The sequence below is a fragment of the Kineothrix alysoides genome, assembly GCF_000732725.1.
Taxonomy (GTDB): domain Bacteria; phylum Bacillota; class Clostridia; order Lachnospirales; family Lachnospiraceae; genus Kineothrix; species Kineothrix alysoides.
The window spans coordinates 1,795,915-1,812,268 of the sequence record NZ_JPNB01000001.1 but is presented as its reverse complement, the minus strand read 5'-3'; the positions used below and the strand labels follow the sequence as shown (position 1 = coordinate 1,812,268).

Genomic DNA, 16,354 nt, shown 5'->3' with positions numbered 1-16,354 from the left:
TTTGTAATCGACAACTGAATATTTGTAAACGAAATGCCACTTTTGTAATCGGAGAATCCACCCCTTTATCCCTTAGGCAGATAAATAGTTAGCTTCAAGCCTCCAAGTCAAGTAAGATTTGGAGGCTTTTTCATTTCAATAAATTATTTTGTATTGATGGAATTACGATGTGTCATATGATAAAATAATATATATTTAAAAAATTATCGAGTAATTATATAGGGGCGGATTATAGTGAGTAAAGATGTACCATTTGGATGTGAATGGATAATTTATCGGAATGAGTAGCAAATATAAAAATAAGAATTTGCAGAGGTGCTAAAATGTTTAAGAAGTATAGGTTAGGTTTTGATGTCTGGGGAATGCTGTTATTTTTAATCGTTATGATACCTAATTTTATCTGGTTTGCTATTCCCGCACCAAACGATGTATTAAGAGTAACCTCAGTTACGGAAGTTCTTGATACAATTGCTTCTGTATGTCAAGTACTGATGATTATCGTGCTTTGTGTCTTAATAAATCGTGAACGGAAAAAAATAAGTATTACACCGATGATTGTGGCGGTGCTGTTTTGCTGTTTTCTATATTTTGTGAGCTGGGTAATTTATTATAGTGGAATAGTAAATGTATTTGTCATATTAGGGCTAACTATTCCACCATGTTTGACATTTTTGTTTTTTTCCATTGATAGGAAGAATGTAATAGCAATAGTTCCAATAGCAATTTTTACAGTTTGTCATTTGATATATGGAATAGTCAATTTTATAATGCGATAAATTCCAATTTGTCGTTTAATTGGTAAGATAATTATGGCATCTACAAAAACCTTTTTCACGGCTATCACAAAAAACATAGCTTTCTGCCAAGGATGAGGTCATTGCAGCTCATTGCAGCTGCCAAACCTGATAGGATTATCACAATTGGTGGTAATTGTATCGTTTCCCAAGCTCCATTTGATTATTTGCATGGAATCTATGACAATGTTGGCATTATCCGGATTGATGCTCATCCAGATGTATCAACTGTGAGGGACGGATACCCAAATGCTCATGCTATGGTAATTGGTTCGCTCATGGGTAAAGTTCTGTCATGTCTAAGATTATTTTTTCCTCGCGGTATATACGAGATGCTCCTTCTGTTCAGTTCGAAAACTATATCCATTATATCGGGCCTCGTGAGGGTGTGGAGAAGAAAGTAGCTTTTATACTCAAAAATGTTTGCAAAAGTAGCATGATTGCTAATTTCAATTGGTAGTCTTTCGGCCGGAAAAAGACTATACTTTTTCTATAAATCGAAGTAAAGGAGGATTCAGAAATGGAGCTTGGCAATAATTTATTCAATGCCCGAAAGAAAAGCGGATTATCACAAGAGGAGGTGGCAGAAAAATTAGGCGTTAGCAGGCAGACAATCTCAAAATGGGAGTTGGATGAAACTCTCCCCGATATACGCCAGTCCAAGAAACTTTCTCTTTTGTATCATCTATCCTTAGATGAGTTGATTGACTTTGATCTGGATGTCCAAGAGATACAGGAAGTAATTGATAAGACAAGTGAAGAAGTGCAGAATAAAGTGGATTGGACGAAGATGTGGGGAAAGAAGTATCCAATTCTTACAACATATCAAAAAGAAGTGGATATAGATTTTTATACAGTTGGATTAACCGCGCTGTTAGATAATTTACAGAAGAAATATAACTATAATGATATTGATTCTTTTCTTGTACTAAAAGACATTTTAGCTGTCATTTGGAAAAAGAAGAGTGCTCGGACGCAATAAAGCAAAAGTTTATCATTTTACTGATTATAGTAAACAAGTCTATAAAAATAAATATTAAGATCATGCCTCTAAGTCCAATAAGATTTAGGGGCTTTCTTCTGTTCCTTTCATAACGGATATTCATACCATAATTTATGCATTTATGATAGAATAATTAAGAAGATATCAGAAATATATTCTACACACGAAAAGGAGGGAACCGGATGATTTATGTGGAAGGTGATACACACAACCCGATTGATATGGCAAAGTTAAATACAAAGCGGCTCCCTGAACAACGTAGGATGACAAAGGAGGATTGCCTCATTATATGCGGTGATACAGGGCTTTCTGAGTATTTAAGTAAACAAGAGATTAGATTTGAGGATATCATAGACTCTCACCAGCGATTTGAACCCATCCATTCCTTTCAGGATGGCGATTGCCGTGTGGGGCGTATCATCATGTTTAAAGAATGTCTGAAATATAATATTACACCATGTGGTATTATTACAGGGGGATTGAAGGAATATAAGACACAGAAAGGGTATTTACTGGAAACTTGCCATTCGGCGCAAGATACTTATAAAAAAATGATAGAATATTTTTTTTAGAGCAGGAAAATGGACAAATGATGACTTAAAAAATCCTTGGAGGGGATAGACAAATTTGAATTTGTCATTGAGTTGTGTAGCTCATAATTGTTTCACAAAAGCGAAGTGAAGATTATTTATATAATCGACAGGAGGAAAACAATGAAAATATTAGTTTTTATGGGCAGTCCAAGAAAAAACGGTGATACGGCAACCCTACTGAAATCATTTTTAACTGAATTAGAGATTAAAGGAGCAGAAGTTAAGACAATTTTTCTTTATGATAAAAAGATTGCACCATGTTTAGAATGCTTTCAATGCCAAGACAAATTAGGTGAATATGGTTGTTCAATACAAGATGACATGTACGATATATCAGACGAAATCTTGAAGGCGGATTGCTTTATTTTAGCTAGTCCGATATTTATCTGGTATTGTACTGCTCCAATGAAGGCAATGCTTGACCGTTTTTATGGACTTCACAAATATTATGGAAAACAACGTGGGCCGAGTTTGCTGGAAGGAAAAATGTGCGGAATAATTGCTACATGTGGTTATGACCTCGAATATGGTATAAGTCCTTTTGAAGATGGAATTAAACGATTTTGCGAGCACTTTAAAATTAAGTATATTGGGAAGGCTGCTGTACAGAAAAAGGAAGGAGATGATGTAGATAAATTTGAAACGGAAGATTCAAAGAAAATAGCTGCTGGATTTGCTGAAAAGGTAATCAGTTGTTGCACAAAATAAGCATAATACGGAGTTCAACAAATTCCAATTTGTAGTGGAAAAGTAAAAGTACAATATGGCTTCAGTAGAGTAAAAACCGAAAGAAATTAAGTGAGTAAAATAACACCTCCAAGTCAAAAGATTGGGGGTATTATTCTGCCTATTTTTACAGGAAATTTATATCATAATTTATAGGTCTATGGTAAAATACTCAAGATAAGTTTCTACCATAGAGAAATGAGCAGAGAGCAAATCTGTAGGAACAGCCAAAGTTCCGTCTTTCAAGCAAATCTTTTTTCTATGGCAGTAATATAGCCATATACAGGCTGTACTTTGGGGCAGTTTGCATCTTTTTTTATTTCCGATTTATGACGTATAGTCGGAAGCGTGCATCTAAGTAGGACATGCAAGGCACGTAGGGACGTGTTGTTTATTAGAAAATAAGTGGGGGATTAATGTTGACAGGAAGTAAGATAATAGGGCAATATAAGTACAATATCAGGCGATTGTCAGGCGACGATGATACTGATGTTCAAACCCTCTGTGAAAGATGTTCGGACTTTTTTGAGTTGACTGAGGGTAGACTGCCTAAAAAATATGCAGGGAACAGAGTAGAAGGGAATCATAGCGGTTATAAGTTTTGGTGCGAAATGGGATATGCTGAAGTGGATAGAGTGAAAGGTATTTATGGCAATAAAGAGCATACAGTGATAGTTATGAATTTATTAATTAAAGGATTTTAGTAGGATGAAGGCTTATGTTTCGGAAATATTTTATACCATCAAGGAATAACCATATTCTCAAGGTATCGTTTTTATCTCCTCAAGGTGTGCGGAGACAATTATATAAATCATGCGAAGCATCAAATGCAGTTACAGTTTAGCAATCTGTTAAAATAAAGGAGTGAATTTATGGTCTTTATGGACGCTAAGGATATTAGAAATTGCACGGAAATAGTTAAAAAAGAATTATTGAAGAATAATGTTAATGTCGGTAATGATATTCTTAATAAGATTACTTTAGATGTTATGAACATTTCTTATTCAAAAGGTGGAGATTATTCTAACAAGGTTATGCAAAGCTTTGCTGAAACATACGTCGAAGAAGGCTTCTATAAAAAATTCATAGAATAAATAATTATTCAAATTATGGAAAGTTTTTTCAAGTAAACTAGACTTTAATGGTATCTTTATTGATTATTTAAGATACGTTGAATGAGTGATTCAGATGCAGCGTTGTGGTTCGAAAAACAAAAGTATATTTGATTGTAAGATATTGTGGTTTGAGAGTGAAAAAGCTGAAAGCGGGATGAAAAATCCACGATTTCAGCCTTTTTTTGTGAAAAGTAATGATGCGGAAGCTGTTCTTTAGATAAAGCCTCAAAATGTTGCTAAAATTATTTTTCAGTAAAAACATCAAGAAATAAATCATAATAGAAAAGTAGATAGAGCCTGATAAAGTATCAGGATTCGTGAGTTGCTTTTCTATATTTGAGCAGAAGAAAAATAGTTCGTCTCGTTTTGCTTTCTCAATGTTGTGTTTTTTCTTTTGCAAGGGTATTATAAATTCAGTTGTTTATTGGTGCGAACTAACGAACTAATGTGACGAGGAACGAAGGGCAAGGTATTAATTATGAATAAAAGAGAACAAATAGAAACGATACAAGAAGATTTTAAAAATGCACAATCAATTTTAACAGCGATTGGTGATGAAACACGTCAGATAATACTTTTGGTTTTAATGGAATCCGATTGCGAGAGCGGAATGCGTGTTGGTGAAATCACGGCAAAAACACATCTCTCCCGCCCTGCCGTATCACATCAATTGAAAATATTGAAGGATATAGGAATTGTAAAAATGAGAGAGGAGGGGACTAAAAACTTTTATCATATCAATGTTTCTGCAAAATTAAATATACTGAAAAAATTAGTTATTGATATTGAAAATTTGTTGAAAGAGTTTTGCCAGTAAAATTAAAACATATTTATTAACAGACAGTATTAATTGCAATTTACTATGTCCGTCTATAGATAGAGAAAGAAAAAATTCACATAGTGATGATAAATATATGCGGACGGTCCACGGAAAAAGCTGAGATTGAATGGAGATAAAGGCCAATATTAAGAAAAATATATAGGAATAACGGGAGGTAATTTCATGCGCAGTTCAATAGAAAACAGAGTTTCACGGAGAAAGTTTGAAAAGGAGCCGATTACAAGCCAGGAAAAAGAAAATATTATTTGTTTTGTTCATCAGTTAAATGAAGCATCCGGTTTAACAATGGCATTCATGGAGGATGGAAGCGGTGCTTTTGAGAAGCTAAGAAAAAGCTATGGGCTATTTACCAATGTACGTTCCCTTATATTGATGAAAGGCAAGAAAGGCGACAAAGACTTGAAGGAAAAGATTGGATATTATGGAGAAGATTTAGTTCTTGCTATAACTGATTTAGGTCTAGGAACATGCTGGGTCGGAGGCTCCTTTGATAAGGATGAATTACCTGTTGATAATGGGGAAGAATTGGTTTGTGTTATAGTAGTAGGTAAAGTGGAAGCCCCTTCACAAAAAGAAAAAATAGTGCGGTCAGCCACACATAGAAAAGTAAAGAGGATGGAAGAACGAATCATAAGCGATCAACCTTTGCCTCAATGGGTACAAAACGGAATGAAAGCTGTGCTATTTGCTCCAAGTGCTAAAAACACACAAAAAGTAATGTTTGAGTATGAGAACAATGTTTTATGCGCTCAAATTGCGGATGACTATTCAATGGATATGGTTGATTTAGGAATCGCAAAGAAACATTTCGAGATAGAAGCAAAAGGGAAGTTTGAATTTGGAAATGGAGGTATCTTTCATTTAGAATAAATAATAACAGATAGGAGAAGGATGTTCTCTGAGATTTTGATATTCAGATACAAAACTTGACTAAAACCCTCAGTACGCTGGGGGTTTTGTTGTTCATATACGGGAGCCAGCGAGAATTTATGCTTTCCGATAGAAAACGAAATTTCACAGCAGGCGTTTTTTCTCAGTGTAGCGGCCTGGTTATAAAAAGTTCCGGGTCAATATCGTGTTCTGCAGACCATTGGTGATTCATTTGTTCTTTTTGGCACACACTTTTGTTTTTGTGTATCTTTTTTCTATCTTATTTGCCATAATAGCAAGAATTATTGAACAACTTCTTGTGAAAAGTGTATTATTTCTGGTATAATGATATAAATTATGGCAACTACCGTCAGAGAAACCTCTCTATTTGCACTTTTACGCGTGTCAGGAGGATATATGGGAAAAAAGAAGCTCAGCTTACGACAGGCAATATTAGTTCCTTTCACTGTAATAGTACTGGTTGTAGTGTGCACTTTCGCAATTCTTTGGAATTACGATTATGATAGGTTAGCGGAAAAGCAAGGGGAGAGTTTTACCCAGATCATGAGTATGATGATAGAAAATAAGATAAAGACCTTGCTCCAGAACCCCTATATGCTGGCGGAATTATCAGCCTCATATATATCCCGGGAAAAGCTTTTCGGGCAGGAGGATTTAGAAGAAATTCAAGAGTACGAAATGGGCATTTACAATACTCTGGATTTTTCCTTGCCTCAGATATCGGCAATATCTTATGGGGATGAGAACGGAAATTATGTGGGTATCAGGTTAAACAGCGACCAAAGCTATAATCTTATGCTGAAGGATAAGCGTACAGATGATAGGCTTGTCATATATGAGGGAACGGATACATATTCCGATGAGATTTCCATATTTGACGAATATGACCTCAAGCAACGCCCTTGGTATACGCAAACCAAGGCCTCAACACAAGAGAAATGGTCCGATGTTTATACGAACTACGATGAGAAAAAAAGGGCAACCATTTCTGCACTGGTTCGTGTTTATGACGAAGCCGGAGATTTTACCGGGGCTATGTGCTACGATGTCTCCTTAGATAGTTTGAATGATTATTTGGAAAGCCAATTTTCCGATAGTGAAGGCATTGTTTATATTGTCGACAAGGATTGGAAGCTTATCGCGCAGTCGGTGGAAGATATCCGCGAGACTGAGGCGGGTGCTGAATCTGTGGACCTCATAAATGCGACGGAGAGCAATCTGGCGGCTATCAGAGAAAGTGCTGAATATTTTGGAGCACTTCATACATTGCCGGATGAAGTTGTCCGGAAAGAAATAAACGGCGAGGTTAACTTTATGCATGTATCCCAAGTAAAGGAGTTGGGAAGCCTCGATTGGAAAGTTGTAATACTCCTTCCGGAAACGGAACTGATGGGAAACATGAAGTCAAACCAGACTTCTCTTGTCATACTCGGATTGTTAATAACCATCATAGGAAGTATTGCAGGGATTCTGCTTATCAATTCGGTCATCGTCCCTATTACCAAAAGTATTAAGGGGGCTTCCGAAATAGCGGAGGGCAAATACGGAATATATATCCAAAACAAAAGAACAGTGATAAAGGAAAGCTCCGAATTGCTGGCGGCATTTAACAAGATGTCGGACAAGCTGAGGGAATATATTGATAAAATAAAACGAAATGAAGAAGAATACAGGACGCTGATTGAAAATGTAGGCAACGCTATTTTCAGTATAGCGTCCGACGGAAGTATATTGTCGGTAAATAATGTTTTTGAATCGGTACTGGGATTGGATAGAGAGAACATTATAGGCAAGCATTTTAGAGCATTGTTTAGAGAACAGCAAGAGATAGATTATTTTGAAAAAATATTTGAACAGATAAAAGAAAGTAAGGAGCATGTTTCCTTCCGACATCGTTTTTTCGATAAAGACAGAAACCAGAGGGTTTACATCATAGATTTCATTCCGTTATTGAGTGAAGACGGCGACTTACTTAGAATTCTGGGCAGTACAACGGACATAACTGAGCTGGACAAGGCACAAAAGGAAATCAAATATCTTCATGAAAAAGAAACGGAAAGGCTGCAGGAGCTTGTAGAGGAAAAAACATCAGAGTTAAACAGAGCAATGAAGGAAATCATTGAGATGGAGAAGTTTGCCTCTCTCGGAAGCCTTGTTTCGGGTGTAGCCCATGAAATAAATACGCCTCTCGGAGTGGCGGTATCCGCAGCCTCCTATATGGAAGAGACGAATAAGCACGGACAGAAGCTGCTTCTGGAAGGGCAAATGACAAAAGGTGAGTTTATTAAATATATTGACAGTATGAGCGAGACCTCGTTCATACTGAATAATAATTTGAAAAGAGCCGCCGAATTAGTGAAAAGCTTTAAACAGATGGCGGTAAATCAAAGCAACGAGCAAAAGGTAAACTTTAATTTTAACGAATTTTTGAACAACCTTTTAATCAACCTCAAGCATGAGTATAAAAATACCGGAATACAGATTGATATTGAATGCGATGAAGCACTTTGGGTAAATAGTTACCCCGGTGCATATTCCCAAATATTTACAAATCTGATTATGAATTCCATTATTCATGCATTTTCTGATAAGGAGGGCATAATTAAAATTGCCGTTTGGGCTGATGAACATGATATTACGATGCAGTATTCGGATAACGGGAAAGGAATCAAAAAGGAAAATTTGGATAAGATTTTTAATCCCTTTTTTACTACAAACAGGAGCGGAGGGGGCAGCGGACTTGGCCTGAGTATTGTATACAATATTGTAACCGCACAATTAGGAGGAAAGATTACGTGTGAAAGCATGCTGAATAAGGGGACTTTGTTCTGTATAAAAGTGCCGGTCGTTTTGGAGGAAAAGACATATGATAAAGGAATGGGACAATATTGAGCTGGATTATGATTTCTTGAATGAGAAGGAAGAAAATTATGTAAAAACTTACGGCAGCTATAAGGTTTTGATATCGGACGATGAGCCGGAGGTACATAATGTAACCAAAATGATCTTAAAAGACTTTGTGTTCGAGAATCATACTTTGGAATTCCTGGATGCATACAGCGAGGCGGAGACTATAAAAGCCTTCGAACAGCACAAGGATATTGCTGTATTATTTCAGGATGTGGTCATGGAGAAGAATAGTACCGGACTGCATATTATAAACTATTTGAGACACGAAATGAGAAACCAGATGACACGTATTATCCTGCGCACGGGGCAGCCGGGAGAAGCGCCGGAGGAAACGGTCATCAAGGACTATGATATCAACGATTATTGTCTGAAGACGGATCTTACGGTTGCCAGACTTAAAACGATCATGCTTACGGCACTGCGCGGTTATCGCGATATTATCCGGCTGGACAGATACCGCAGAGGGCTGGAAAAGATTATTGAAACAAGTGCCAACCTTTTTACCCATAATACGCTTTCAGACTTTCTGACCAGTATTTTGAACCATTTATCCGGGTTTTACTATGAGACGGAAGGAATCATGTATATCAGGGAGGAGACCGAGGAATATAATCATAATGGATTTGTGACTATGGAGCAAAGCAATGCGCCCATCGTTGTGGCGGCTACGGGTAACTATGTTCGATACATCGGCAGGAATATCAAGGAAATTGATGAGCTTTCTTCCATATACCAGTGGATGCTGACGGCCGAAGATGAGAATTCTCAGATTACTTTTGTAGGAAAAGGGTTTATCATTAGGAATAACTCAAATGAGGCACCGAACAACTATATCTTTATTGAAGGTGACAAGGAACTTTATAATTTTGATTTGATCAAGCTTTTTCTTTCTAACTATTCTGTGGCGCTGGATAACTACCTTCTGAACAATATGATATTTAATGCACAGAAGGAAATCATAGTTACTTTGGGAGGGATAGCCGAAAAGCATTTCGATGAAACCGGAGAGCACGTGGACCGGGTATCCGAAATGATGTATAATTTCGCGAGAATTCTGGATTATCCGTCCGCAGAATGTGAAAAGGTCAAGCTGGCCAGTATCCTTCATGATATAGGAAAGATAGGGCTGCCGGATTCCATTTTAAAAAAGCCCGGCAAACTTACGGAGGAAGAATTCAATATTATTAAGGAACATACAAAGATGGGATATGAAATGTTATCGAAGTCCAATCTGGAAATTCTGCATATGGCATCGGAAATAGCGTTGTGCCACCATGAAAAATATGATGGTACGGGATATCCGAGAGGGCTTAAGGGAGAGGAGATACCTGAAATAAGCAGAATGCTGGCGATTATCGACGTATATGACGCTATGTGCCATAAGAGAGTTTATAAGGAAGCGTCATCTCATAAAGAAGCTCTGGAATATATAGAATCGCATAAGGATCAGCATTTTGACAGAAGGCTCGCGGATATCTTCTTTAATAATTATGAGGATATTACCGTTTAAGAACGATGCAAAACAGACCGGCTGTTAGCAGCTTGTTGAGACGGATATGCCCAATTTTAGTAAAACCCTGGGGATTTTCTAGCTATGTATCGGTTTAATTTGTATATCGTTCATCAAAAATAATTCCTAAATAATAATTTTACTTAATACATGTGCATATATGCATTTTTCTGTTCTGAGAATAGACTCCGCTGTTCAAGACGGAGTCTTTGTTTTAAACATAAGAGTGGTTTGCAAAGCATGCCACTCGTTATTCTACCCTTACAAAGAGTAAGAGGTAAAGATTTATCCTTTTTGTTTAGTTCTGCAGGTTCTTTCCACGAAATAGCGGGATGGATTGCCGTTTTCTGCTATCTCTTTTATGTTCTTAGTCCCATTAGAGACAAGATAAACTAAAGGCTCCATGCGCATCGGATCAAATAGTGTCTTGAAAAATTTAAAATCAATATTATCCTGTATCAGCTTGCATAAAATATGAAAAATCATTCCATGAATCTATAATTCAATTTCTATTGCTGCCACAAGACGTTTACAATCTTCATCAATTTAACTCCATTTATAGATTTCTCGCGATTAACAACGTGTGTTCATAAAACAATTCCGGAAAATTTAGTTTCTTGTAGAAATTTGTGGCTTGCATTGCTGCAATTTGTTTTTCAGTAGGATGAGTCATACCATATAGGGCTCCAATCGATGCAAAAAAGAATAACCGGAAATGTTCTGCTGCCCTATCACTGCTATCTGGAAATACTTTCTTTGTTCCTTGTGACAGGGTCAGGAATAAGGGCCGGATATTTTTTTTGTATTCACATAGTTTTTCAGAACAACTATTATTTTCTATCGAGTCAAAGTGCTCAGATAAAAGTTTTAATAGCTTTTCCTGTTTCACAAGAGAATCGGTCAGAAAGTGGCAATACTCTTCTTTGTTCCCGGTTTTAATCTTTTCAAATCCGAGTTCCAATTCATTCTGCCAGTTTAAATATTCCTGTTTTAGGATATCCAGAAAAATTTCCTCTTTTGTTTTGTAGTATGTGTAAATAGCAGTACGAGTAATTGAAGTCATTTTTGATATTTCTTTTAAATTAACGGCATCATATCCGAGGTTAGTATATAAAGTATCACACGCATTAATAATTTCCTGGCGGCGGTCTTTAATTTCGGCCTGCGAACGTGCTCTTTGATTTCCCATTGGACATTTCCTTTCTTGTGTGATTGTACTTATTATATCACACAAAAATCATTTTTCAATATTTAAGTGACAAGGGGTGAATTATGTATTGACACTGAGTCGATTATATACTATCATATACATTATCGACACCGAGTCAATTAAAGGAATATATAAAAAGGAGCATAGTAAATGAGAATAATAACAATGGAAGAACACTATGGCCATGCAGGAATAAGTAAAGCAGGTGAAGACAATCTAAATAAATTGGTACCGGACTTTGCTGCTGCATTTGGTAATAGAAGAACATTTGAACTATTATTTGATCTTGATAATGAGCGAATCAAAACAATGGATGAGGACCACATTTCAGTACAGGTACTATCCAATACTTCAGCACAAATGGTAGGACCTGATAAGGCCGTAGAAGTATGCGAAGAAGCAAATAATTATCTTGCAGAAGCCATCAAAAGGCACCCTGATAGATTTGTTGGCCTTGCAGCAATTCCAACAGCAGTCCCTGAGGCATGTGCGGCTGAATTGAAGCGATGCGTAACACAACTCGGTTTTGCAGGAGCTCAAATTAGTGGTCGTACGGATGGAAAATTTTTGGATGATTCATGTTATGCCCCCTTCCTGGCAATGGCAGAAGAATTAGTTGTGCCAATTTATTTGCACCCCGGATTTCCTCCTGCGCAAGTAAAAGAGCAATGTTATGCGGGGAACCTAAGCCCTGCGGTAAGCACCCGTATGGCTACAAGTGGATATGGATGGCATGTGGATGCTGGAACACAGATGTTGCATATGGTATTATCCGGAACATTTGACAGATTCCCGAAATTGCAAATGATTTTAGGTCACTGGGGTGAAACTTTAACATATTTTTTTGATCGTTTTGATTCCACTTTTTCTGCGGAAATGACCGGATTAAAGAAAAAACCAAGTGATTATCTGAAGGAAAATATGTACATTACACCAAGTGGTATGTTTACGCAGGCGCTTTTGGATATGTGTGTAGAAACCATAGGAATCGATCGGATTCTATTTTCTGTAGATTACCCATATGTTTCAACGAAAGAAGCAGAAAGCTTTATTTTAAACAGTAGTTTATCTGAGGAAGAGAAAGAAAAATTTGCACATCTGAACGCGGAGAAGTTGTTAAACATTAAGTGAATAGAAAAGTGTAAAAGAAATAAGAAAGGATTTGATAATATGAGTCTGAATGCACACCAAATGGAAATTGTCTCCGACGAACTCTATCGAAATTATGAACTGTTCGATATAGTCTCATAGAAAAGCTTAAGGAACAAGACAAAGAACCTTATCCGTTTTCGATACTAAAGGAAAACATATGGTTTCCATACCGGAAGACGAGCAGTACAAGGCGAGAAAAGGTGAAAACGTGACCATATCCGGTCCCCATGCATGCAGCTAAATACAGAAGGAGATTAATTAAAATGAGTAAAGTAGTTGATTTTTAAAAGAGGCAAAGACATATTATCTTGCTACTGTAGAAGATGACCAGCCAAGGGTACGGCCCTTTGGTGCAACGGTAGAATACAATGGAAAGATATATTTGGCAACAAGTAATGACAAAAAGGTTTACGCACAGTTTATCAGAAATCCTAAAATAGAGATAGCCGGTATAGTAAAAGGAAAATGGATAAGGATTACGGGAAATGCCGTTGTAGATGAGGCGATTGAAGTTAAAGAAGCAATGTTGGAAGCTAATTCTTTTTTGAAAAATACATATAGTGTTAATGATGGAAAGCTTGCGGTATTCTATATAGATAGAATGAAGGCTGTTGTATCCGATTTTTCAGGTGAGCCTGTTGAATTGGAAGATTTGTAAATTACTTATGCATATTGAATGAAAAGGGAGGATTGTATACTGTAATGAATAATAAAAAAACAATCATCATTACCGGAGCCAATTCAGGCTTGGGGCTGGCAAGCGCTAAAATGATTGCGAGTGCCTCCATGGAATATCAGGTGATACTTGCCTGCCGGAATAAAGCAAAGGCAGAACGGGCAAAGCAGGAGGTTATTGAAAACAGCGGAAATTCAGATATTCACATTCTGGAACTCGATGTATCTTCACTTGCCTCTGTCCGGGACTTTGTAAAGAAATATAAGGAGCAGCAATTTCCTTCACTATATGCTCTTATTTGTAATGCGGGAATATCCGGAAGGAATATGGAAATAACGGCGGATGGCTATGATTCAGTGTTCGCAACCAACCATCTGGGACATTTTTTACTAGTTCATCTTTTACTTCCTTCGATGCAACCCGCCGGCCGAATTGTTATGGTGAGCAGCGATATGCACTGTCCGCCGGGTAGACAGCTTGTCTGGCCGGGTACATTGGCATTGGCACATCCTGATAATAAGCTGGAAAAAAATCATATGCGGCGCTACTCGTTTTCTAAGTTATGTAATTTGTACTTTACTTATGAGTTGAGCAGAAGACTTATCAATAATAATTCAAAAATAGTAGTTAATGCTTTTAACCCGGGTTTGATGATGGAAACTAATTTCATGCCCAAGTATCCCGGCTTCCTGACCTTTGTGGCAAAAAAGATTTTTGCGGACAGAGCAGGCTCTCTTGAAGTGTCTGCTAAGGGACTGGCAGAGTTGGTAACAGAGCAGATTTATGGAGAAAAGACAGGTAAATATTATGATAGGGGTACGGTTGAGAGAAAGTCCTCACCGCTTTCGTACAACCTTGAAAATACAATGGACTTATGGAATAAGAGCGTTGAATTTACAAAAATAACATCTTCCACATAATAATTAAAATCTACCTTGAAAACAATAATGACAGTGTAGAATAATAAATAGAAAGGGATTTACTATAATATGGATGATAAAAAGACAGTGGTCATTACAGGGGCGAATTCAGGACTTGGATTCGAATGTGCACAAAATATTGCACACAACACGGAATATTGCATAATATTAGCCTGCCGCGATACAATGAAAGCCGAACAGGCCAAAGCTGACCTCATACAGATAAGCGGCAATCCACATATTGAGGCAATGGAACTCGACGTATCATCATTTGCTTCGATCCGGGCCTTCGTATCAAAATACAAGGAGCTAAATTTGCCTTTATACGGTCTTGTATGTAACGCAGGAATCAATGGAACCAATATCGGGAAAACGTCTGATGGCTTTGATATTGTTTTCGAAACCAATCATTTGGGACATTTTCTGCTGACAAATCTGCTGCTTCCTTCCATGCTGCCGTCAGGGCGGATTGCCGTGGTGAGCAGTGACATGCATGACCCTCCGGGTGCGGAGCTGACCTGGCCGGGAACAGCAGCAATTGCCGGCCCGGATGAAACTCTCGAAGGAAATTTTGTTCGCTATTCATATTCCAAGCTGTGCAACCTTTATTTTACCTATGAGTTGTCTGCAAGGCTTATACGTATCGGGGCAGGTATTATAATCAACGCATTTAATCCTGGTTTGATGATTGATACAGGCTTTGCTCCGGACAAATCCCGTTTCACAGAGTCATTTTTGCAACAGGTATCGGATAGGATAGGCTCACTGGAGAAATCTGCTTTAGCGTTATCTCAGATTATTACTGACCCTTATCTTGCAAGGGCAACAGGGAAATACTTTGATAGAGGAATAGAAGAAAAGAGGTCTTCCTCACTTTCCTATGACATGGAAAATGCACTGGAATTGTGGAACACAAGTGCTGCATATGCGAAACTTACACGGGGTGAAACCTTGCAGGGCTTGCTCTATTGAAATCAGATCAGATACCAGTCAGCATGTGCGATCAAGAGGATACTTTTGTGAAACAGCAGGTGGGAAAGCTGATGCAATGTCCGAACGATTACTTGAATGAAATAAAACTGTAAAAAATAACGGAGTCAAGTTTTTGGTGATTACAACAGGCGTTTTAAGAATAAAAACCAATAAGTTTTGACATGATATTTTAATTAGAAAAGGAGATTTTATTATGAGTAAAGTACTGTATATTAAAGCTAATGCAAAATCGGAAGGTGAATCAAGAACATTTAGGATAGCTGACAGATTTCTGGAGGAATATAAACGTATGAACCCTTTGGATGAAATAAGTATACTTGATCTTAGTCAGGAGAAAATTCATTTTTTATCAGTTGATGATATCGCTACGGTGTACGGACCCAAAACAGAGGAGAGTAAAAAACATCCAGTTCTCCAATATACGTATCAATTTGCAGAGGCTGATAAATATATTGTGGCTGCTCCGATGTGGAATCTCAGTATTCCGGCAATATTAAAGGCATATATTGACTATATTACAGTAACTGGACTTACTTTTAAATATACCGAGAAGGGAGCGGTAGGATTGCTCATGGGGAAGAAGGCAATCTATATTGTTACTCGTGGCGGAGGGTACAGTTCTGAACCCGAGAGCAATTATGAGATGGGAGAAAGGTATTTAAGAACCGCATTTGGATTCTTGGGAATAACAGATTTTACTTCTATAGCAGCAGAAAAACTAGATGTGATAGGTGAGGACGTGGAAGCTATTCTTAACAAGGCAATACATGAGGCAGTGATTGCAGCAAAAACCTTTTAATCTTAATCCAGGATATGTATTTGAATATTATCGGAATGGAGAAAATGCTAGTGAAATGATTAGTGTATTTAAAATTCCGATTTGCGCTGTGGATTTATATAATAAGGGGTAATGACCTTAATGAAATAGATTCTCCTGCTCAAAAGAATGATGACTTATACTGTAGTTTCAAAATTTATGGTAAAATAATCAAGAGAAGGAATCTACTATAGAAAAGTAAG

The 16,354-nt window shown here is 37.3% G+C and carries 16 protein-coding genes and 1 pseudogene; 16 read left to right on the top strand and 1 reads right to left on the bottom strand.

Annotated features, from left to right (window positions below):
• Positions 1-323: 323 nt before the first annotated feature.
• The 11 genes from CC90_RS0108580 (at position 324) to CC90_RS0108525 (ending at position 10,383) form a co-directional block, all read left to right on the top strand.
• Positions 324-776, top strand: a complete 453-nt coding sequence (locus CC90_RS0108580) for a hypothetical protein (RefSeq protein ID WP_031390381.1) — start codon at positions 324-326, stop codon at positions 774-776.
• Positions 777-868: 92 nt separating this feature from the next.
• Positions 869-1,198 carry an arginase family protein gene (locus CC90_RS25285; protein WP_108702618.1) on the top strand — a complete coding sequence of 110 codons (330 nt, stop codon included), beginning with the start codon at positions 869-871 and terminating at the stop codon, positions 1,196-1,198.
• A 116-nt stretch (positions 1,199-1,314) separates the two neighbouring features.
• Entirely contained in the window at positions 1,315-1,776 is a 462-nt protein-coding gene (locus CC90_RS0108570) for a helix-turn-helix transcriptional regulator (protein ID WP_031390379.1), read from the top strand.
• A gap of 203 nt (positions 1,777-1,979) precedes the next feature.
• Entirely contained in the window at positions 1,980-2,369 is a 390-nt protein-coding gene (locus CC90_RS0108565) for a Fic family protein (RefSeq protein WP_051869340.1), read from the top strand.
• A 141-nt stretch (positions 2,370-2,510) separates the two neighbouring features.
• Positions 2,511-3,098, top strand: a complete 588-nt coding sequence (locus CC90_RS0108560) for a flavodoxin family protein (protein WP_031390377.1) — start codon at positions 2,511-2,513, stop codon at positions 3,096-3,098.
• Between the two features lie 434 nt (positions 3,099-3,532).
• Complete coding sequence (locus tag CC90_RS0108555; protein ID WP_031390376.1) at positions 3,533-3,820, top strand: hypothetical protein; 288 nt, start codon at positions 3,533-3,535, stop codon at positions 3,818-3,820.
• Between the two features lie 168 nt (positions 3,821-3,988).
• Entirely contained in the window at positions 3,989-4,210 is a 222-nt protein-coding gene (locus CC90_RS0108550) for a hypothetical protein (RefSeq protein ID WP_031390375.1), read from the top strand.
• A gap of 499 nt (positions 4,211-4,709) precedes the next feature.
• Positions 4,710-5,048: an ArsR/SmtB family transcription factor gene (locus CC90_RS0108540; protein WP_031390374.1), complete on the top strand. Its 339-nt coding sequence runs from the start codon at positions 4,710-4,712 to the stop codon at positions 5,046-5,048.
• Between the two features lie 186 nt (positions 5,049-5,234).
• Positions 5,235-5,942, top strand: coding sequence for a nitroreductase family protein (locus tag CC90_RS0108535; protein ID WP_031390373.1), 708 nt, complete (start codon positions 5,235-5,237; stop codon positions 5,940-5,942).
• Between the two features lie 417 nt (positions 5,943-6,359).
• Positions 6,360-8,855, top strand: coding sequence for an ATP-binding protein (locus CC90_RS23020; protein WP_051869339.1), 2,496 nt, complete (start codon positions 6,360-6,362; stop codon positions 8,853-8,855).
• Positions 8,830-10,383 carry an HD domain-containing phosphohydrolase gene (locus CC90_RS0108525; protein WP_035315268.1) on the top strand — a complete coding sequence of 518 codons (1,554 nt, stop codon included), beginning with the start codon at positions 8,830-8,832 and terminating at the stop codon, positions 10,381-10,383. Before CC90_RS23020 ends, CC90_RS0108525 begins: the two co-directional genes overlap by 26 nt.
• A 556-nt stretch (positions 10,384-10,939) precedes the next feature.
• Here CC90_RS0108525 and CC90_RS23015 read toward each other — a convergent pair.
• Positions 10,940-11,572: a TetR family transcriptional regulator gene (locus CC90_RS23015; protein ID WP_051869338.1), complete on the bottom strand. Its 633-nt coding sequence runs from the start codon at positions 11,570-11,572 to the stop codon at positions 10,940-10,942.
• A 171-nt stretch (positions 11,573-11,743) separates the two neighbouring features.
• Between CC90_RS23015 and CC90_RS0108510 the strand changes: the two genes are divergently transcribed.
• The 5 genes and pseudogenes from CC90_RS0108510 to CC90_RS0108485 all read left to right on the top strand — a co-directional run bounded on the left by CC90_RS0108510 (position 11,744) and on the right by CC90_RS0108485 (position 16,133).
• A complete protein-coding gene (locus tag CC90_RS0108510) occupies positions 11,744-12,724 on the top strand; it encodes an amidohydrolase family protein (protein ID WP_031390369.1) in 981 nt (326 codons plus the stop codon).
• Positions 12,725-13,037: 313 nt separating this feature from the next.
• A pseudogene (locus tag CC90_RS0108500) lies at positions 13,038-13,403 on the top strand (pyridoxamine 5'-phosphate oxidase family protein); the annotation flags it as partial.
• 44 nt (positions 13,404-13,447) lie between these two features.
• A complete protein-coding gene (locus CC90_RS0108495; RefSeq protein WP_031390367.1) occupies positions 13,448-14,341 on the top strand; it encodes an SDR family NAD(P)-dependent oxidoreductase in 894 nt (297 codons plus the stop codon).
• A gap of 69 nt (positions 14,342-14,410) precedes the next feature.
• On the top strand, positions 14,411-15,313 hold the full coding sequence (locus tag CC90_RS0108490; protein WP_031390366.1) for an SDR family NAD(P)-dependent oxidoreductase: 903 nt from the start codon (positions 14,411-14,413) through the stop codon (positions 15,311-15,313).
• 214 nt (positions 15,314-15,527) lie between these two features.
• A complete protein-coding gene (locus CC90_RS0108485) occupies positions 15,528-16,133 on the top strand; it encodes an FMN-dependent NADH-azoreductase (RefSeq protein ID WP_031390365.1) in 606 nt (201 codons plus the stop codon).
• Positions 16,134-16,354 lie beyond the last annotated feature (221 nt).